Annotated in this window: 17 protein-coding genes; 6 read left to right on the top strand and 11 right to left on the bottom strand. The window is 67.9% G+C overall.

The genetic code is table 11. From position 1 onward, the window contains the following. Positions 1-406 precede the first annotated feature (406 nt). Positions 407-1,024, top strand: coding sequence for a nuclease PIN (locus AC5RUH_RS12445; protein WP_494001951.1), 618 nt, complete (start codon positions 407-409; stop codon positions 1,022-1,024). Further along, positions 1,025-2,035: an inorganic phosphate transporter gene (locus AC5RUH_RS12440; RefSeq protein WP_494001950.1), complete on the top strand. Its 1,011-nt coding sequence runs from the start codon at positions 1,025-1,027 to the stop codon at positions 2,033-2,035. Positions 2,036-2,122: 87 nt separating this feature from the next. Here AC5RUH_RS12440 and pstB read toward each other — a convergent pair whose 3' ends face one another. The 4 genes from pstB to pstS all read right to left on the bottom strand — a co-directional run bounded on the left by pstB (position 2,123) and on the right by pstS (position 6,232). Further along, positions 2,123-2,902, bottom strand: coding sequence for a phosphate ABC transporter ATP-binding protein PstB (gene pstB / locus AC5RUH_RS12435; RefSeq protein WP_494001949.1), 780 nt, complete (start codon positions 2,900-2,902; stop codon positions 2,123-2,125). A gap of 26 nt (positions 2,903-2,928) precedes the next feature. Further along, positions 2,929-4,044 carry a phosphate ABC transporter permease PstA gene (gene pstA / locus AC5RUH_RS12430; protein ID WP_494001948.1) on the bottom strand — a complete coding sequence of 372 codons (1,116 nt, stop codon included), beginning with the start codon at positions 4,042-4,044 and terminating at the stop codon, positions 2,929-2,931. Then, the gene (pstC, locus tag AC5RUH_RS12425; RefSeq protein WP_493978329.1) at positions 4,044-4,970 is read right to left on the bottom strand and encodes a phosphate ABC transporter permease subunit PstC; all 927 of its coding nucleotides are present in this window, start codon (positions 4,968-4,970) and stop codon (positions 4,044-4,046) included. Before pstC ends, pstA begins: the two co-directional genes overlap by 1 nt. 149 nt (positions 4,971-5,119) lie before the next feature. After that, on the bottom strand, positions 5,120-6,232 hold the full coding sequence (pstS, locus tag AC5RUH_RS12420; RefSeq protein ID WP_494001946.1) for a phosphate ABC transporter substrate-binding protein PstS: 1,113 nt from the start codon (positions 6,230-6,232) through the stop codon (positions 5,120-5,122). Positions 6,233-6,505: 273 nt separating this feature from the next. Here pstS and AC5RUH_RS12415 point away from each other — a divergent pair, with 273 nt between their 5' ends. The 3 genes from AC5RUH_RS12415 (at position 6,506) to disA (ending at position 10,207) form a co-directional block, all read left to right on the top strand. Continuing rightward, positions 6,506-7,633 (top strand): FUSC family protein, encoded by a 1,128-nt coding sequence (locus AC5RUH_RS12415; RefSeq protein ID WP_494013364.1) that lies wholly within the window; start codon positions 6,506-6,508, stop codon positions 7,631-7,633. A gap of 29 nt (positions 7,634-7,662) precedes the next feature. Then, positions 7,663-9,030 (top strand): DNA repair protein RadA, encoded by a 1,368-nt coding sequence (radA, locus tag AC5RUH_RS12410; protein ID WP_493978326.1) that lies wholly within the window; start codon positions 7,663-7,665, stop codon positions 9,028-9,030. A 103-nt stretch (positions 9,031-9,133) separates the two neighbouring features. Then, the gene (gene disA / locus AC5RUH_RS12405; RefSeq protein WP_494001944.1) at positions 9,134-10,207 is read left to right on the top strand and encodes a DNA integrity scanning diadenylate cyclase DisA; all 1,074 of its coding nucleotides are present in this window, start codon (positions 9,134-9,136) and stop codon (positions 10,205-10,207) included. A gap of 16 nt (positions 10,208-10,223) precedes the next feature. Here the strand turns inward: disA and AC5RUH_RS12400 are convergent, their stop codons facing one another. Then, the gene (locus AC5RUH_RS12400) at positions 10,224-10,853 is read right to left on the bottom strand and encodes a hypothetical protein (RefSeq protein WP_494049147.1); all 630 of its coding nucleotides are present in this window, start codon (positions 10,851-10,853) and stop codon (positions 10,224-10,226) included. Positions 10,854-10,939: 86 nt separating this feature from the next. Here AC5RUH_RS12400 and AC5RUH_RS12395 point away from each other — a divergent pair, with 86 nt between their 5' ends. After that, positions 10,940-11,905, top strand: a complete 966-nt coding sequence (locus AC5RUH_RS12395) for an HhH-GPD family protein (RefSeq protein ID WP_494128727.1) — start codon at positions 10,940-10,942, stop codon at positions 11,903-11,905. 105 nt (positions 11,906-12,010) lie between these two features. Here the strand turns inward: AC5RUH_RS12395 and AC5RUH_RS12390 are convergent, their stop codons facing one another. The 6 genes from AC5RUH_RS12390 to AC5RUH_RS12365 all read right to left on the bottom strand — a co-directional run bounded on the left by AC5RUH_RS12390 (position 12,011) and on the right by AC5RUH_RS12365 (position 18,447). Further along, positions 12,011-12,178 (bottom strand): hypothetical protein, encoded by a 168-nt coding sequence (locus AC5RUH_RS12390; protein WP_494128726.1) that lies wholly within the window; start codon positions 12,176-12,178, stop codon positions 12,011-12,013. Positions 12,179-12,276: 98 nt separating this feature from the next. Further along, complete coding sequence (locus AC5RUH_RS12385) at positions 12,277-12,786, bottom strand: amino-acid N-acetyltransferase (protein ID WP_493988474.1); 510 nt, start codon at positions 12,784-12,786, stop codon at positions 12,277-12,279. A 9-nt stretch (positions 12,787-12,795) separates the two neighbouring features. Continuing rightward, positions 12,796-14,916: a S9 family peptidase gene (locus tag AC5RUH_RS12380; protein WP_494128725.1), complete on the bottom strand. Its 2,121-nt coding sequence runs from the start codon at positions 14,914-14,916 to the stop codon at positions 12,796-12,798. Between the two features lie 154 nt (positions 14,917-15,070). Continuing rightward, the gene (locus tag AC5RUH_RS12375; protein ID WP_494001939.1) at positions 15,071-17,569 is read right to left on the bottom strand and encodes an ATP-dependent Clp protease ATP-binding subunit; all 2,499 of its coding nucleotides are present in this window, start codon (positions 17,567-17,569) and stop codon (positions 15,071-15,073) included. Positions 17,570-17,733: 164 nt separating this feature from the next. Continuing rightward, positions 17,734-18,066 carry a histone-like nucleoid-structuring protein Lsr2 gene (locus AC5RUH_RS12370; RefSeq protein WP_493978319.1) on the bottom strand — a complete coding sequence of 111 codons (333 nt, stop codon included), beginning with the start codon at positions 18,064-18,066 and terminating at the stop codon, positions 17,734-17,736. 222 nt (positions 18,067-18,288) lie between these two features. Further along, positions 18,289-18,447, bottom strand: a complete 159-nt coding sequence (locus tag AC5RUH_RS12365; protein WP_493978318.1) for a hypothetical protein — start codon at positions 18,445-18,447, stop codon at positions 18,289-18,291. Position 18,448 lies beyond the last annotated feature (1 nt).

Here is an 18,448-nt window from a genome sequence, read left to right as displayed (position 1 = left end):
GCGAGCTCGACCAGCCGGCCGTCGGCAACCCACCAACCTGCCAGCCGCCCGCGGCACCCACCCCGACCCCCGGCGGCCGTCGGCCCCGCGGTGGTGCCCGCAGCAGCAGGACCGTCCGGAGAAGATCCTCCCGGAACGACGCGCGCGTGTACCACAGATAGCCTCTGCTGACACGTTTTTCCCCGTATTTTCGCGGCTGTTGACATCCGCAGTGAGGCGTAGAAAACTGAAGGTGGTGTCGAACTGTGGCAGCCCCGGGCTCCAACTCTTAGCCGCCTCGAGCGGCCTTCCGCCGAGAGGCGCTCCCAGTTCGGCACCATTAATTTTTGTTCGCGAAGAGGCGCTAATCTAGGCACGGCGGATGCTTCCCTTCCGCCGTACGGACCAGTGAGAAACCGCCGGTGACATGAAGCTAAGCCTCTTCCCCCAGGACACCAAGAGCCTCGAATTGCTCGCCCTCACAGCAGCCGAGCTGATGGCGGGGGTCAAGACCCTCTCGGAGATCCTCGGGGCGCCTGCGGACGACTACGACAAGCTCTCCGAAGAACTGCACGACCGCGACGCGAACGTCTCCCGGCTGCGCAACGCCCTGCTGACCACGCTGCGGACTAGCTTCGTTAATCCACTCCCCCGCGAGGACATGTTCCAGCTCTCGCTGCACCTGGTGCACACCTTTGAACACCTCGACGGCGCCGCGGAACTGATCGCACTCAACCGGGTGAAGCGTCTGTCTAGCCGGGCCTCGGAGCAGCTGGAGGTCATCGGCCGGATGTCGGAGATGACCCGGGACGCCATGCCGCGGCTGAACTCCCTGGAGGACCTCGAGGAGTACTGCATCGAGATGGTCCGGCTGGCCAAGCGGGCCGAACGCACCCACCGCGTGTGGGTCTCGGAGCTTTTGTCGGAACACAAGGGCGCCACGCTGGCGCGGCACCGCGACGTGGCCGACCAGTTGATCGCCGCCACCAAGACGCTGCGCCAGGCTTCCCACCACGTAGGCCAGATTCTGGTCAAGGAATCGTAGGTGGAGCTGTTCCTCCTGGTGCTGGTGGTCGCTTTCGCCGGCTGCTTTGCCTTCATCAACGGCTTCCATGATGTCTCCAACGCCGTCGCCACCTCGGTCCGCACGCGCGCGCTCACCCCGAATGTCGCCGTCGTGCTCGCGTCCGTCTGCAACCTGGCCGGTGCGCTGATCTCCAGCACCCTGGCCCTGGTGATCAGTACCGGTTGGATCGGCCTGCCCGAGGGCCGGTCGGGGCTGGGCATCCTGTTGGCCGGGCTGCTGAGCGCCTGCGCGTGGGGAGTTTTCACGTGGTGGCAGCGGATGCCGTCGTCGTCCACGCATGCGCTGCTGGGCGGCCTGATCGGGGCGGGGGCGGCGTCCACCCTGCTGGGCGGCGAGAACATCAGTGCCACGGAGAACCCGATCTGGGGCCAGCTGATCCTGCCGCTGCTCTTGTCGCCGTTGGTGGCGTTCGTGCTCTCCTACCTGGCGATCGTCCCCCTGACGTGGCTGGCCCGCTACCGCACCCCGCGCGAGGTCGGCCGGACCACCAGGCTGGCCCAGGCGGTCTTTGCCGGTACCTTTTCGCTGGGCCACGGCCTGCAGGACGGGCAGCGCACCATGGCCGTGGTGCTGCTGGGACTGGCCGCGGCCGGTTATGCCTCCGGCGACCGGATGCCGCTGTGGGTGCAATTGTTCGCGGCGGTGCTGCTGGCCGTGGGCGCGCTCTTCGGCGGCTGGCGGATCTCGCACACGCTCGGGTCGCGGCTGGTGCGGATCGATCCCCTGCACGGCGCCACCGCACAGGGCGTCAGCTCCGCCATGCTGTTCGTCGGGGCCATCGGGCTGCACATGCCGCTCTCCAGCACGCACACCATGACGGCGGCCATCCTGGGCGCGGGGTCCACCCAGCGGATGCATGCGGTGCGCTGGCGGGTGGCCATCCGCGTGCTGGCCACATGGGTGCTGACCCTGCTGGCAACCTCGCTCGTCGGAGCCATCCTGCTGCTGGCCCTGGACCCGATGCTCTAGCCGGGCCGCCGGCCTTCCCTGGCGCCTTTTAACAGCGACGGCGGCGCCTCCCGCGAGGGGAGGCACCGCCGTCGTGCTGCCGCCGTCTTACCCGAAGCGGCCGGAGACGTAGTCTTCCGTGGCCTTCTGGGTGGGGTTGCTGAAGATCGACGGGGTATCGCCGTATTCGATCAGCTTGCCCGGCTTGCCGGTGCCGGCGATGTTGAAGAACGCCGTCTTGTCGGACACGCGCGCGGCCTGCTGCATGTTGTGGGTCACGATCACCACGGTGTACTCCGTCTTGAGTTCCTCGATCAGGTCCTCGATGGCCAGCGTGGAGATGGGGTCCAGCGCCGAGCAGGGCTCGTCCATCAGGATCACCTGCGGGGACACCGCGATCGCCCGGGCGATGCACAGGCGCTGCTGCTGGCCGCCGGAAAGGCCGGAGCCGGGCTTGTTCAGCCGGTCCTTGACCTCGTTCCACAGGTTGGCGCCGGTCAGCGACTTCTCTACCAGCGCGTCCGCGTCCGACTTGGAAATGCGCTTGTCGTTCAGCTTGACCCCGGCCAGCACGTTGTCGCGGATGGACATGGTGGGGAACGGGTTGGGGCGCTGGAAGACCATGCCGATCTGGCTGCGCACGGTCACCGGGTCCACGCCCTGGCCGTAGAGGTTGTCCCCGTCGAGCAGGACTTCGCCCTCCACCCGGGCGCCGGGCAGCACTTCGTGCATGCGGTTGAGCGTGCGCAGGAAGGTGGACTTGCCGCAGCCGGAGGGGCCGATGAAAGCCGTGACGGACCGGGCGTCGATGTTGATGTTGACGTCCTCCACGGCCCGGAAGTTGCCGTAGTAGACGTTCAGGTCCTTGACGTCGATGCGTTTGGACATGGGGGTTCCTTCTCTTTGGTTCTGGCTCAGCGGCCGGTCTTGGGGGCGAAGATGCGGGCGATCAGCCGGGCGATCAGGTTCAGCAGCATGACGAAGATGATCAGGATCAGCGCAGCGGCCCAGGCACGCTGCATGCTGGGGTCCACGTTGGTGGGCGAGGTCGGGTTCATCAGCTGCCGGTAGATGAACGTGGGCAAGGTGGTCATCCAGCCGCCGAACACGTTCCAGTTGATGCTGTTCACGAAGCCCGCGGTGACCAGCAGCGGCGCCGTCTCGCCGATGATGCGGGCGATAGCCAGGGTGACGCCGGAGGCGATGCCGGAGATCGCCGTCGGCACCACCACCTTCAGGATGGTGCGCCACTTGCGCACGCCCAGCGCGTAGGACGCTTCGCGGAGCTCGTTCGGGACGATCTTGAGCATTTCCTCGGTGGAGCGGACCACCACCGGGATCATCAGCACGGAGAGGGCGACAGCGGCCACGAAGCCGGTGCGGGTGCTGGGCCCGAAAATCAGCCCGAACAGTGCGGCAGCGAACAGGCCGGCGACGATCGAGGGGATGCCGGTCATCACGTCCACGAAGAAGGTGATACCGCGCGAGAGCGGTCCGCCCTTGCTGTATTCGACCAGGTAGACGGCGGTGAGCAGCCCGATCGGCACCGAAATGATGGTGGCCCAGAGGGTGATCAGCACGGTACCGACGATGCCGTGGTAGGCGCCGCCGAGCACGTCGGTTCCGTTGGCCGTCGTCTCGTTGTCGATCATGCCGGTCATGCCGTTCATCGACGTGAAGACCAGGTTGTAGCTGAGTCCGGCGACGCCGTTCTGCAGCACGGTCCAGATAACGGAGATCAGCGGCACGACCGCGATGATGAACGCCGCGAAGACCAGGTTGGTGGCGAAGCGGTCCTTGGCTTTGCGCGCCCCCTCGACGGAGAGCGTCACGATGTAGCCGGCAATCACGAAGATTACGGCCGAGAACAAGGCCCAGGAGACGAGGCCGAAACCGATCAGCGACGAGGCCGCGGCGCCCAGGATGAGCGAGCCGGCGGCGACGGCCCAGATGGCCCAGCCGGGCATCTGGTTTTTGGTGAGCGTGTTGCGCTTGGTCGGGGCGGGGGTTTCAGTGAGCAGTTTGGACATCAGTTGGCTCCCGAGAATTCCTTGTGCCGGCTGATGATCCAGCGGGCGACCATGTTCACGGCCAGGGTAATGACGAACAGCACCAGGCCGGCGGCGATCAGTTCGGACAAGCGCAGCCCGTACGCTTCAGGGAAGTTCAGGGCGATCTCGGCGGCGATCGTCTGGTTGCCCGACTTGATCAGGCTGGCGATGAGCCCGCCGCCGGAGAGCACCATGGCCACGGCCATCGTCTCGCCGAGCGCGCGTCCCAGGCCCAGCATCACCGCGCTGACGATGCCCGGCCGGGCGAACGGGAAGACGGCCATCTTGATCATTTCCCACCGGGTGGCGCCCATGGCCAAGGCCGCTTCCTCGTGGAGCTTGGGCGCCTGCAGGAAGATTTCGCGGCTGAGCGAGGTAATGATGGGCAGGATCATCACGGACAGCACGATTCCGGCCGTCAGCATGGTCTTGCCGGTCTGGCTGGCGGGGCCTTCGAAGATCGGGATCCAGCCGGCGTTCTCCGCCAGCCAGGTGTAGGGACCGACGAGCGCGGGAGCCAGCACGGTCATGCCCCAGGCTCCGTAGACCACCGAGGGGATGGCGGCCAGCAGGTCCACCACGTAGCCGAGGCCCTGGGAGAGCCGCCGCGGTGCGTAGTGGGAGATGAAGAGTGCGACTCCCACGCCGACCGGGGTCGCCAGCAGCAGGGCGATCGCCGCGGCGATCAGCGTGCCGATGACGATGGGCCAGATGTAGCCCCAAAAGCCGTTCCCGCCGGAAATGGCGGCCGGGTCTGCCCCGAACGTCGGCAGGGCCTGCCACAGCAGGAACGCCGCCACGCAGAACAGCACGAAGAGGATCAGGCACCCCGCGGCAAGCGCAAGGCCGGAAAAGACCTTGTCGCCGGCGCGGCCCTGGCCGGTCTCGGTCAATGTTTGGGACACTTCATAACCCTTCGGGTTCTGTACTTCGTCTAGCTGTTCTGCCAGTCTTGCGGCTTCGTTCCGTCCGGGCAATTTCGCCCCGGCCGGAACACGGCTGCGCCCCGCGCGTCAAACTGCGACGGCGCGGGGCCAACCGGACTTCGTGTGGGCTACGACTTCACCGAGATGGAGTCGATAGCCGCCTTGGCCTGCTCGCGCAGGGTCTCGGAGATCGGCGCGTTGCCGGCCGAGTCCTGCGCGGCCTGCTGTCCTTCTTCGCTGATCACGTAGTTGCCGAAGGCCTTCACCAGGTCAACGGTGTTCTGATCAGCATATGTCGAGCAGTAGATGTGGTAGGAAACCAGCACGATCGGGTAGGCCCCGGATTCGGTGGTGTCGCGGTCGAGGTCCAGGGACATGTCAAGCTCGCCGCGGCCCTCGACCGGGGTTGCAGCCTCAACGGCCTTGGACGCGGCCTCGGGGCTCAGTTCGACGTATTCCTCGCCGACCTTGACCTTCACGGTACCCAGGTCGCCGACGGCCGAAGCGTCGGCGTAGGTGATGGCCCCGTTGGTCGCGGTGGTGGCGGAAACCACACCGGAAGTGCCCTGGGCGTTCTCGGCCTGGAGCTTGGCGGGCCATTCCCCGGAGACTTCGTCGGTCCAGACGTCGCCGGCGGCGGCAGCGAGGTACTCCACGAAGTTCTCGGTGGTGCCGGACTCGTCGGAGCGGTGGACCACGGTGATGGGGGTGTCGGGCAGTTCCACGCCCTCGTTCTGCGAAGCGATGGCTTCGTCGTTCCACGTGGCGATTTCGCCGCGGAAAACCTTGGCGATGGTCTCGGCGTCCATGTTGATGGAGTCCACGCCTTCGAGGTTGAAGGCGACGGCGATCGGGGAGACGTAGCCGGGGATGTGCATGGCGCCGTCGGGGCCGCAGACCTCCTTGGCCTGCTCCCATTCTTCCTCGTCCATGTAGGCGTCCGAGCCGGCGAACTGCACGCCGCCGGCCAGGAAGGCGTCGCGGCCGGCACCGGAGCCGTCCGGCGAGTACTGCACGCTGGCCTCGGGGTTCTGCGCGCCGAAGCCGGCAATCCAGGCCTGCATGGCGGAATCCTGCGAGGAAGCGCCCGCGCCGGAGAGCGTGCCCGACACCGTTGCTGCGGTCTCGGTGCTGCCTGCGGCGGCCTGGCTGCCGGTGGCGTTGTCGGAGCCACAGGCCGTCAGCGCCAGCGCTGCAACGGAGAGGACGGCGGCCGCGCGGCCGATGCGAAGTGCCTTCACGTGTATGGTCCCTTTCAGGGTGAGAACGGATCAGGACGACCGGACGTGTTTTCGCCCTGGCGTCGTGCTCCCTCGAGGCTATGGGCGCCACGTAAAGAATGTGCACGGCCAAAGTGAACGCAAGGTGAACAAGACCGGACGGTTTACTAAGCGCCGCCGTGCAGGCCTTGCCTTTGTGAGCGCACTCATACTAGGGGCGGGGGCCCGGGGGCGGCCGTGCCGAGGCCGTGTGGGGCCGGTCTAGGCCGGGCGAGTCCCGCCTAGACTGGGAACATGAGCGCAGGCACCCCGTTGGCACAGGCCCGGTCGTTCCTGCGCAAACGCGGACGCGCCGGCTTCAGCCGCAGCAAGTCCTCCGTCATGCCCGCGGTGCGGATCACCTTCTGCGCCGTTGCCGCTTACGTCGTGGCCGAGCAGGTCCTGGGCCACGAAGGCCCGCTGTTCGCCGCCACCTCGTCCATCATTGCGCTCGGTTTCTCCACGGGGCCCCGGGCGCGCAAAGTGCTCGAAGTGGCCATCGGCTGCACACTGGGCATCGCGGTGGGCGATCTGCTGCTGCACTTCCTCGGGCCGGGCATCTGGCAGGCAGCCCTGGTGCTGCTGGTTTCCATCCTCCTGGCCCGGTTCCTGGACAGCGGCACCATCTTCACCACGCAGATGGCGCTGCAGTCGGTGCTGGTGGTGCTGCTGCCCGCCCCGGACGGGGGGCCGTTCACCCGCAGCCTCGATGCCGTCATCGGCGGCGCCTTCGCGATGCTCGTGACCATGTTGATCCCCGGCGACCCGCGCTCCGAACCGCGTTCCAAGCTGCAGACGCTCCTCGACGAACTTGCCTCGGTGCTGCGCGAGTGTTCCGTCGCCCTCGCCCACAGCGACTCCACCAAGGCCTGGCACGCCCTGGTTAGGGCGCGGGGCAGCCAGAACCTGATCGACGACGTCCGCGGCAGCTTCAGCTCGGCGCGGGAAGTGGCCCGGATTTCGCCCGCGCACCGCCGCCACCGGGACGAAGTGGGGGACCTGCAGGATGCTGCGGAGATGGCGGATTTGGCCATGCGCAACAGCCGGGTCTTCTCCCGGCGCCTGACATCCGTGATCAACCATGCGGCCATGTCCGACGAGGCGATCGCAAGCTTCTCCGAAGTGCTCCAGGAGACCGCCGACGCCGTCGAAATCCTCGCTGCCGGGCTTTCCGACCGGGACCCGGGCGCCCGCGAACGCCGGCTCTCCGGCGCCCGCAACGATCTGGCGGAGATTGCCACGCGCCTGCACCCCAAGACTCTCGGCGTTATCACCCTGGAAGGTGAGGGCCTGATCCTGGTCTTCCGGCCGCTCATGGTGGACCTGCTCAAGGCCGCCGGGCTGAGCCAGGACGACGCCACGTCCTACCTGCCCAGGCTCTGATTGTCCGGCACCCCGGTTACTGTGGGTCCATGAGCACCAAGACCCGTTCCAAGGCCCCCGCCTACCGCTGCGCCGAGTGCGGCTGGAGCACGGCTAAATGGGTGGGCCGGTGCGGCGAGTGCCAGGCCTGGGGAACGGTTGAAGAGGCCACCCAGGTGGTGGCGCGCACCACGGCCGCGGCCGCCGTCTCGCGGCCCGCGGAACGAATTGCCGACGTCGATGCCACCACCGCCGCCTTCCGGGCCACCGGCGTGGGCGAACTCGACCGGGTGCTCGGCGGCGGCTTGGTCCCCGGTGCGGTCATCCTGCTGGCCGGTGAGCCGGGCATCGGCAAGTCCACCTTGCTGCTGGACGTTGCCGCCCGGGTGGCCCGGCTGGACCGCGACGTGCTCTACGTCACCGGCGAAGAGTCGGCGGCCCAGGTGAAGCTGCGGGCCGAACGGATTTCGGCGGTGGCGGACAACCTGTACCTGACCGCCGAGACAGACCTCGGCATAGCGCTGGGGCATGTGGAGCAGCTGGAGCCGGCGCTGCTGATCGTGGACTCGGTCCAGACGCTCAGCAGCAGCGCGGTGGAGGGAGCCGCCGGCGGCGTGACGCAGGTGCGCGAGGTCGCCGCCTCGCTGATCAACGCCGCCAAGCGCAAGGGCATGACCACCATCCTGGTGGGGCACGTAACCAAGGACGGCTCGATCGCCGGGCCCCGGCTGCTGGAGCATCTCGTGGACGTCGTCTGCCAGTTCGACGGCGACCGGCACTCGCGCCTGCGGCTGGTGCGTGCGGTCAAGAACCGCTACGGCCCGACCGACGAGGTGGGTTGCTTCGACCTGACCGAGGCCGGCATCGAAGGCCTGACGGACCCGAGCGGCCTGTTCGTGTCCCGGACCAAGGATCCGGTTTCCGGCACCTGCATCACCGTGACGCTGGAGGGTCGGCGGCCGCTGGTGGCCGAGGTGCAGGCGTTGCTGGCCGAGACCTCCAATGCGCAGCCGCGGCGCGCCACCAGCGGGCTGGATTCTTCCCGTGTGGCCATGATGATGGCCGTGCTGCAGCGCCGCGCCTCCATGTCGCTGCACAAGGACGACAGCTACGTGGCGACGGTGGGCGGGGTCCGGCTCAGCGAACCCGCCACGGACCTGGCCACCGTGCTGGCCATCGCCTCGGCCAAGACCAACCAGCCGCTCCCGGCCCAGCTGATCGCCTTCGGCGAGGTCGGCCTGGCCGGCGAAGTGCGGCCGGTACCGGGAATCTTGCGGCGGATCCAGGAGGCCGAACGGCTCGGGTTCACGCACGCGATCGTGCCGGCGTCCCCCGACGGGGCAGGCCAGGTGCCGGCCGGCTTCACGGTCAAGGAAGTACACACGGTCTCCGAAGCGCTGTCCACGCTGTTCCGCTGAGCGCCGGGAGCGGATTAGCCGAGGTCCGGCCTTATCATGGACCCTGGGGCTGTCAGGACGGCGGCCTCGTCCCCATGCCCGCCGGCCCTAAGGAAACTCCCCCATGGTCAAGAGCCCCGAGGACGCCCTTAAGGCGACCCTGGCCCGTGTAGCTCCGGGAACCCAGCTGCGCGACGGGTTGGAACGGATTCTCCGCGGGCGCACCGGCGCGCTCATCGTGCTCGGCTACGACCAGCAGGTGGAAAAGATCAGCAGCGGCGGCTTCGACATCGGGATCGATTTCTCCCCCACCCGGCTGCGCGAACTGGCCAAGATGGACGGGGCGATCGTCTGCGACAAGGACGCGGCGAACATCCTCAAGGCCGCCGTGCAGCTGGTCCCCGACCCGTCGATTCCCACGCAGGAGTCGGGCACGCGCCACCGCACCGCCGAACGGGTCGCCATTCAGACCGGGCTGCCGGTCATCTCGGTCAGCCAATCCATGCAGATCATCGCGTTGTATGTGGAAGGCATCCGGCACGTGCTGGAGGGCTCGGAGCCGGTGCTCGCCCGCGCCAACCAGGCGCTGGCCACGTTGGAGCGGTACCGCGCCCGGTTGGACCAGGTCACGAGCTCCTTGTCCGCGCTGGAGATCGAGGCCATGGTCACCGTGCGGGACGTGGCGGTCACCCTGCAGCGGCAGGAAATGGTCCGCCGCATCTCGGACGAGATCTCCCAGTACGTGCTGGAGCTCGGCGTGGACGGGCGCCTGCTCTCCCTGCAGCTGGATGAACTGACCTCGGGGCTGGGCCCGGACAGCGAGATGATCCTGCGCGACTACGCGGACATCAAGGGCGGCATCGACGTCGACGCCGCCCTGCACACGCTGCGCGGTTTCACCTCGAACGACCTGATCGATCTGGGCCGCGTCGCCAGCGTGATCGGCATCCAGGTGGGGCAGGATTCCCTCGACGCCGTGGTCCAGCCGCGCGGCTACCGGCTGCTGGCCGCAGTCAAGTCGGTGCCGCGGGCGGTGGCGGACCGGCTGGTCGACCACTTCGGCGGACTGCAGTCGCTGATGGCGGCCAATATCGACGACCTGATGGCGGTGGACGGCATCGGCGAACAGCGGGCCCGCGTGATACGCGAGGGCCTGTCCCGCATCGCCGAAACCAGCCTGCTGGACCGGTTCCTCTGATCCCTTCGGGCGTGCGCTAGCGCAGTTCGAACACCGTCTTGTCGCTGGTCTTCTTGTCCAGCTTGGTGACCAGGACGTAGGTGCCCGGCTGCGGGTTGGCTTCCACCGGGGTGCAGCCCGGTGCGGTGCGGTTCCGTTCCCAGACGAAACGGGCCTGCTCGGCCTTGCCCGGTTCAAGGGTCATCATCAACGGCTCGGGGTCCACCTGGCAGTCCTTGGAGGAAAAGATCCGGTCTTCTCCGCTGGTGACCAGGAATTCCATGGCGTCGGTGCCGACGTTGACTTCGCACGGCCCCTTGCCCTCGTTGGCCACCTCCAGGATGAGGGTGGGGTTCTCCCCGCTGCCGTAGGCCGGGGCGTCCGTTTCCGCCCGGACGACGACGTCCTGGTCCTCGCAGCCTGCCGGCTCCGGGGATGCCGGGCTGGCGGACGCGGGACTGGAGGCCGCCGGTTCCGGCGCCTCCGCCGCTGCTTCGGGATCTCCCCGGCCCAGCAGGCCGGCGACCCACCATCCGGCGGCCACCAAGGCGGCCAGCAGCAGCACGGCCAGGGCCAGCACCACCAAACGACGGCGGCGGTAAACGGCAGGGCTGGGCCGCCGGACGGGAGCCTGCCCGCGGGTGCCGGATGTGCCGTTGCCTGCCATGCCTTAAGGCTAAGGACAGCGGCGGCCCGTGCCGTCACCACCACGCCGGGCAGTACAGTATTGGTTGGTCACACCGTAGGAGTTCCATGCCCCGCCCCGCCGCCGCACCGGCACCGTCCACAGAACCGGCAGAAGCCGAACTGCTGCATTCGCGTATCCGGACCTGGTTCGCGGCCAGCGCGCGGGACCTGCCCTGGCGCCGCGCGGACTGCAGCCCCTGGGGCATCCTCGTCAGCGAATTCATGCTGCAGCAGACCCCCGTGGTCCGGGTGCTGCCTGTCTGGGAGCAGTGGATGCGGCGCTGGCCGCGCCCGGCCGACCTCGCCGCCGATCCGGCCGGGGAAGCGGTCCGGGCCTGGGGCAGGCTGGGGTATCCGCGCCGTGCGCTGCGCCTGCATGCCGCAGCTGCCGCCATCGTGGACCGGCACGGCGGCCGCGTGCCGGATGACCATGCCAGCCTGCTGCAGCTCCCCGGCGTCGGAACCTACACCGCGGCCGCCGTCGCTTCCTTCGCGTTCGGGCTGCCGGAAACCGTGGTGGACACGAACATCCGTCGCGTGCACGCCCGGCTGGTCAGCGGAGCCGCGCTGCCCGCGCCGTCGCTGACTGCCGCCGAAATGCGCACGGCGCACGAGCTGATGCCGACCCAGGGCACCAAGGAGTGGAATGCCGGCGTCATGGAACTCGGCGCGCTGATCTGCACGGCGAGGTCGCCGCAATGCGATGCCTGCCCGGTGCTGGACCGCTGTGCCTGGGTCAGGGCCGGCTGGCCCGAGGCCCATTACGTGCCCAAAGGCCAGGCCTGGGCGGGCACGGACCGGCAGGTGCGCGGGGCCATGATGGCCGTGTTGCGCGAGGCCGAGTCCTCGGTTCCGCGCGAGGTCCTGCTCGGCAGCGTTGACCTGGCCGATCTGCCCGCGGCTTACCGGACGCCGCTCACGGCACTGCGCGCACTGCCTGCCGGGGACGAACAACTGGGCCGCGCCCTGGACGGGCTGATCGCGGACGGTTTGGCCGTCGCGTCGGGCGGGGGCGTCGGCCTGCCCGGGTAGGAAACCGGTTCCTGCAGCCGGCGGTGGGAGCGCAGCCCGCGCTGCGGCCCGGCGGGGCCGCTAGTTGTCCCCGCCGCCGGAAGGATCCTGCCGGCCCCCGACACTTCAGTCGGCCTGGCCGCCCGGTCCGCCGCTGCCGCCGCTCTGCTCCTGCTGGTCGTCGTCGGCATCACCGGCCTTGTCCCTGAGGCCGTCCAGCTTGTCTCCCTGCAGTTTGGCTGAGCCGTCCTGCTGCTCTGCCTTGCCGCCGCCGGGGACATCTTCCACACCCATGGTCATCCTTACCGTCGCGCCGGCGCGAGGGGCCGGCTGTTCCCTCCCCAACGCCTCCACCCTAGGGGCCCGGGCGGAACGTGTCGACGGACGGGCGATCAAAGCCTGCGGATCATCCGCGTGTTGCCCAAGGTATTGGGTTTGACCCGGGCCAGGTCGAGGAACTCCGCCACGCCTTCGTCCGTGGAACGCAGCAGCTCGGAATACACCTCGGGGTCCACCACCGACTGGTCGGCCATCACCTCGAAACCGTGCCGGGTGAAAAAGTCCACCTCGAAGGTCAGGCAGAACACGCGGCTGACGCCCAGGTCCTTGGCGGCGGCGATCAGCTCGTCGAGCAGGGCCCGGCCCACTCCCCTGCCCCGCCAGTGCGCCGCGGTGGCCAGCGTGCGGACCTCGGCGATGTCCTCCCACATGACGTGCACGGCCCCGCAGCCCACGATCTCGCCCGCCGGGGTCTCCGCGACCCGGAACTCCTGGATGCCTTCGAAGTACGCCACGGCCTCCTTCTCCAGCAGCACCCGCTTGTCGGCCAGCGGCTTGACCAGCCGGCGGATCTGGACGACGTCGGAGGTGCGGGCGGGGCGGATACTGAAGGCGTCGGTCACCCAGCCAGTCTAAAGCCCCAGTTCGGCCGGCAACTCCGTCTCCTGCTCCAGCACGTGGCGGGCGAGGAAGTTGCACACCACCGAATACCAGATCCGGGCATGTTGCGGTGAGAGCACCCAGTGGTTCTCGTCCGGGAAGTACAGGAACCGGTGCGGGGTCTTCCCGTCCGCTCCGGCGGCCAGCTGCGAGCGCGACAACAGTTCGTACCAGAGCCGCAGCCCTTCCCCGATTGGCACCCGGTAGTCCTTGTCCCCGTGCACCACCAGCATGGGGGTGTTGATGTTCTGCACGTGCAGGTGCGGGGAGTTCTCCAGGGCCATCTCCGGCGTCATCTCCCGCTCCCAGTACGGGGAGACGTCCGTCGTCGGCCCGAACTGGTCCAGCGCCCAGAGGCTGGCGTGGGTGACGATGGCCCGGAACCTGTCGGTATGCCCGGCGATCCAGTTGGCCATGTAACCGCCGAAGGAACCGCCCATCGCGGCCGTCCGCGTCCCGTCGATGTCATCACGCTGCACGGCGGCGTCGGTGATGGCCATCAGGTCCTCATAGGGCGCCTGCCCCCACTGCCCCCAGCCCCGCCGGATGAAGTCGTCGCCGTAGCCGGTGGACAGGGCCGGGTCCGGCAGCAGGACCGCGTACCCCTGCGCCACCAGCAGCCAGGGGCACCAGCGCCAGCTCCATGCGTTCCAGGAGCCGAGCGGGCCGCCGTGCACCCACAGCACCAGCGGCGCCGGCTTTTGCGCTGACGCTTCAGCGGGCAGGGCCAGCCAGGCGCGCACCGGAATGTTCGCGCCCCGGGCGGCCACCGTCGTCGTGATCTCTTCCAGCCTCCCGCCCACCTCCGGGCGGGGTGCGGGCGAGGGCAGGACCGTGGCCTCGCCGGAGGACAGGTCGATGCGCACCGGCTCGGGCGGAAACAGGTAGGAGCTGCGCAGCGCGTAGGCGAACTGCCCGTCCGGGCTGACCACGACGTCGGTGTAGGCCGCATCGTCGAGCGTCATCTGGCGCACGGCACCGGTGACGACGTCGATGCAGAACACCGGGGTGCGGCCGCCGTCGTCTGCGGTGACCAGCAGGCCCGAACCGTCGGGCAGCCAGGCTGCGGGGCTGGGCCAGCGGTCCCAGTCGGCTGCCAGCGGCCGCAACTCGCCGCCGGCCAGCGGGAGCAGGCCAAGGGTCACGGAAGGAATGGTCTGCGGCCCGGAGACGGTCTCGCAGACCACCACAACGGTGCGGTTGTCGGGGCTGACCGGGCCCGGCGCATAGTCGGTGTCCGGGCTCTCCAGCAGGATCCGCTGCACGCCGGTGGCCGTGTCCACGGCGGCCAGCACGCTGCGGGCGTCGCCCCGCGCCAGCGGCCGGCGGACGTTGACCACCAAGGTGGCGCCGTCCGGGCTCAGCTCGGCGGCGGTTTCCAGCAAGGCGTTTCCCGCCCAACCGGTGATGATGCGCAGCCGGCCTTGCGGCTCGTCGTCCACGGTTATGGTTCGGGCAGCCTCCTCCGCATTGTCCTCCAGTACGAAGTGCCGCTTCTGTCCCGGCCCCAGATCGTGGTCCCAGAAGCGCACCGGGTACCCGGAATGCAGGACCGCCGAGACCTTTTTGTCCTTCCGCGCGGCACGGCGGTCGGCGTCGTCCTCTTCGTCGACGGCCCCGCCCAACACCTGGGCGTCGACCACCACGGTGTCGGCCGCCCGCGCGCAGCGGACCGCCGCGATTCCGCCCGGGCGGGAGAGCACCATGCGGCCTTCGCCACCGGCGGCCGGCAAGCGCCACAGGGCCGGGATCGGTTCCTTCTCCGGGTCCTCGGGATCCGGGCGGGCGGACGTGAAGTACAGGTCGCCGTTGCGGGCAAAAGCCGCGCCGGACTCGCCCTTGGAGCTGCGCGTCATCCGGCGTGCCGGGCGGTGACCGGCCGGGTCGACCTCCCAGAGGGACGAGACGTAGTCGGTGCAGGCGGGGTTCAGCACGCTGACGCAGGTTACCAGGCGGCTGCCGTCCGGGCTGAGGGCCAGGGAGCCGAGCCGCGGCAACGCGATGAAGCGGTCCAGGTCGTGGAACGGGGTGGCGGCACCCTGCTGGAGGGGCAGCTCGGGCCGCATTTCGGAAGTGATTGCTTCAGAACGCATGGAGTAAGTAAACACTACTTGTGTGCCGGATCACAGGTGATGGCGGCAATTCGCGGCTTTGCTACGCCGCCTCCGGCCCCGGTATCAACACCCTCCGGTTAAGCGGGAGAACCCCGGCCGAAGCCGGGGCTCTCCCTGCGCAGTACGGTGCAGGCTACTGGGACAGTGCCGGGGTGTCCGGGACTCCCTCGATTGCCTTGGGCGCTCCGGTGCTGCTGAAGACGAACGTCGCGGCGTCGTCTTCGCCCTCGACGTCCACGTGGATGGTCTCGCCCGGGTGGAACTCGCCGAAGAGGATCTTCTCGGAGAGCTGGTCCTCGATCTCCCGCTGGATGGTCCGGCGCAGGGGCCGGGCACCCATGGTGGGATCGTAGCCGCGGGTGGCCAGCAGCACCTTGGCCGCGTCGGTCAGGTCGATCTTGAGGTTCTTCTCGGCGAGCCGCTTCCGCAGGCGCTCGACGAACAGATCCACGATCTGGACGATTTCTTCCTCGCTCAGCTGCGGGAAGACCACGGTGTCGTCGACGCGGTTCAGGAACTCGGGCCGGAAGTGCTGCTTGAGCTCATCCTGGACCCGGGCGCGCATCCGTTCGTACCCGGTCTTGGTGTCCGTGCCGGACTGGAAACCGGTCATGACGCCCTTCGAGATGTCGCGGGTGCCAAGGTTGGTGGTCATGATGATCACCGTGTTCTTGAAGTCCACGACGCGACCCTGGCTGTCCGTCAGGCGGCCGTCCTCGAGGATCTGCAGCAGCGAGTTGAACAGGTCGGCGTGCGCCTTCTCCACCTCGTCGAAGAGCACCACGGAGAACGGGCGGCGGCGGACCTTTTCGGTCAGCTGACCGCCTTCCTCGTAGCCCACGTATCCCGGAGGGGCACCGAACAGCCGCGAGACCGTGTGCTTCTCCGAGTACTCGGACATGTCCAGGGTGATCAGCGCGTCTTCCTCGCCGAAGAGGAATTCCGCCAGGGCCTTGGCGAGCTCGGTCTTGCCGACGCCGGTGGGGCCGGCGAAGATGAACGAGCCGGAGGGACGGTTGGGGTCCTTCAGGCCGGCACGGGTACGGCGGATCGCCTGCGAGATGGCCTTGATCGCCTCGTCCTGGCCGATCACGCGCTTGTGCAGCTCGGCCTCCATGTGCATGAGGCGGCTGGATTCTTCCTCGGTCAGCTTGAACACGGGGATGCCGGTGGAGTTGGCCAGCACTTCTGCCACCAGGTCCTCGTCCACTTCGGCGATCTCATCCAGGTCCCCGGACTTCCAGGCGCGTTCCTTTTCGGCCCGCTCGTCCTGCAGCCTGCCTTCCTGGTCCCGCAGCGTCGCGGCGCCCTCGAAGTCCTGGGCGTCGATGGCCGATTCCTTCTGCTTCTTCAGCTCGGCGATGCGCTCGTCGATGTCCTTGAGCTCCGGCGGTGCGGTCATCCGGCGGATGCGCAGCCGCGCCCCGGCCTCGTCGATCAGGTCGATTGCCTTGTCCGGTAGGAAGCGGTCGGAGATGTACCGGTGGGCCAGGTGCGCGGCGGCATCCAGGGCGCCGTCGGTGATGGACACGCGGTGGTGCGCCTCGTAGCGGTCCCGCAGTCCCTTGAGGATCAGCACGGCGTGCTCCACGGACGGCTCTTCCACCTGGATCGGCTGGAACCGGCGCTCCAGCGCGGCGTCCTTCTCGATGTGCTTGCGGTACTCGTCCAGGGTGGTGGCACCGATGGTCTGCAGTTCGCCACGCGCCAGCATCGGCTTCAGGATGGAGGCCGCGTCGATCGCGCCCTCGGCGGCACCCGCACCGACCAGGGTGTGGATCTCGTCGATGAACAGGATGATGTCGCCACGGGTCCGGATTTCCTTCAGGACCTTCTTCAGCCGCTCCTCGAAGTCACCGCGGTAGCGCGACCCGGCCACCAGGGACCCCAGGTCCAGCGTGTAGAGCTGCTTGTCCTTGATGGTCTCCGGCACGTCGCCGCGGACGATCGCCTGGGCCAGGCCCTCGACGACGGCGGTCTTGCCGACGCCGGGCTCACCGATCAATACCGGGTTGTTCTTGGTGCGGCGGGAGAGCACCTGCATGACGCGTTCCATTTCGTGCTCGCGCCCGATGACCGGGTCGAGCTTGGATTCACGCGCAGCCTGAGTGAGGTTCCGGCCGAACTGGTCCAGCACCACCGATCCTGCAGGAGTGCCTTCCTGCTGCTGGCCGGCGGTGACCGGCTCCTTGCCCTGGTAGCCGGAGAGCAGCTGGATGACCTGCTGGCGCACGCGGTTGAGGTCGGCGCCCAGCTTGACCAGCACCTGCGTGGCCACGCCTTCGCCTTCGCGGATTAGGCCCAGCAGGATGTGCTCGGTGCCGATGTAGTTGTGGCCGAGCTGCAGGGCCTCGCGCAGCGACAGCTCCAAAACCTTCTTGGCACGCGGCGTGAACGGAATGTGGCCGCTCGGAGCCTGCTGGCCCTGGCCGATGATCTCCTGGACCTGCTCACGAACGCCGTTCAGGGAGACGCCGAGGAACTCCAGTGCTTTGGCGGCAACGCCCTCACCCTCGTGGATCAATCCGAGGAGGATGTGTTCGGTGCCGATGTAGTTGTGGTTGAGCATGCGGGCTTCTTCTTGAGCCAGCACGACAACGCGACGGGCACGGTCGGTAAATCTCTCAAACATCTCGCACACTCCTAGCTACTGCGTACTTTGATGCTACGTGCCCGGATGGCTGTTGTGCGTTCTGTTCGCCCTAGGGGTAATGCCCCCTGCAGGACGGCAAACGGGGCGGACAGTTGCCTGTCCGCCCCGCCGATCGATCTGCCCGTGATGGAACGGGCCGCCCGTTATCCCCCGTGGGCGGCCTTGTAGGCCTCGATGATTTCAGATTGCACACGTCCGCGGTCGCTAACGTTGTAACCGTTCTCCCGTGCCCACGCGCGGATCGCCGAGGCGTCCTGGTTGCGTGTGCCGCCGGCCGGCTTGGCGGCCTTGGAGCCCCGGGCAGGAATCTTCCGGCCGGAAGAAATGTACGGCTTGAGCGCGTCGCGAAGCGCCTCGGCATGCGATGAAGAAAGATCAATTTCGTAGCTGCTGGAATCCAGGCTGAACCGGACCGTTTCATCGGCCGAGCCACCATCCAGATCATCAACCAGAATGATTTTTACTTCTTGCGCCACAGAAGGCTCCTTTTGGGTGGGTGGATCTATATGTCCGGTATAATCCGAACCATACTTATTATGTCCTACACTCCATTTCAAGGCAATACAGCCGGATTCGATCGTCCTGCAATCCAGCCATGGATCAGATCCGATTTGACCAGGTGGGAAATACCGGTATAGCGCAGTGAATGTGATTAAAGGAAAAACCCCGGACAATTGATGCTTGTCCGGGGCCTTCCCCTATTCCTCGCGGCCTTCGGCCGCGCGCCTTTCGGCCTCGCGTTCGGCCTCGGCCAGCGCTTCGCGTTCTTTCCGGTCGGCGTTGAATATGGCTTTCATCACGAAATAGAACAAAAGCCCGACACCCAGCGACGGCGCAAGTACCCACAGATATTCCATG

The sequence above is a fragment of the Arthrobacter sp. Y3223166 genome (assembly GCF_059090935.1).
The sequence above is the reverse complement of the archived record's forward strand: the minus strand, read 5'-3'. Positions and strand labels throughout refer to the sequence as shown.

What these genes read in the sequence shown, in the direction of transcription:
- AC5RUH_RS12445 (WP_494001951.1), top strand. Translation starts at nt 407, where the DNA reads ATGAAGCTAAGCCTCTTCCCCCAGGACACCAAGAGCCTCGAATTGCTC.
- pstB (WP_494001949.1), bottom strand. Translation starts at nt 2,902, where the DNA reads ATGTCCAAACGCATCGACGTCAAGGACCTGAACGTCTACTACGGCAAC.
- pstA (WP_494001948.1), bottom strand. Translation starts at nt 4,044, where the DNA reads ATGTCCAAACTGCTCACTGAAACCCCCGCCCCGACCAAGCGCAACACG.
- AC5RUH_RS12415 (WP_494013364.1), top strand. Translation starts at nt 6,506, where the DNA reads ATGAGCGCAGGCACCCCGTTGGCACAGGCCCGGTCGTTCCTGCGCAAA.
- radA (WP_493978326.1), top strand. Translation starts at nt 7,663, where the DNA reads ATGAGCACCAAGACCCGTTCCAAGGCCCCCGCCTACCGCTGCGCCGAG.
- disA (WP_494001944.1), top strand. Translation starts at nt 9,134, where the DNA reads ATGGTCAAGAGCCCCGAGGACGCCCTTAAGGCGACCCTGGCCCGTGTA.
- AC5RUH_RS12400 (WP_494049147.1), bottom strand. Translation starts at nt 10,853, where the DNA reads ATGGCAGGCAACGGCACATCCGGCACCCGCGGGCAGGCTCCCGTCCGG.
- AC5RUH_RS12395 (WP_494128727.1), top strand. Translation starts at nt 10,940, where the DNA reads ATGCCCCGCCCCGCCGCCGCACCGGCACCGTCCACAGAACCGGCAGAA.
- AC5RUH_RS12390 (WP_494128726.1), bottom strand. Translation starts at nt 12,178, where the DNA reads ATGGGTGTGGAAGATGTCCCCGGCGGCGGCAAGGCAGAGCAGCAGGAC.
- AC5RUH_RS12380 (WP_494128725.1), bottom strand. Translation starts at nt 14,916, where the DNA reads ATGCGTTCTGAAGCAATCACTTCCGAAATGCGGCCCGAGCTGCCCCTC.
- AC5RUH_RS12375 (WP_494001939.1), bottom strand. Translation starts at nt 17,569, where the DNA reads ATGTTTGAGAGATTTACCGACCGTGCCCGTCGCGTTGTCGTGCTGGCT.
- AC5RUH_RS12365 (WP_493978318.1), bottom strand. Translation starts at nt 18,447, where the DNA reads ATGGAATATCTGTGGGTACTTGCGCCGTCGCTGGGTGTCGGGCTTTTG.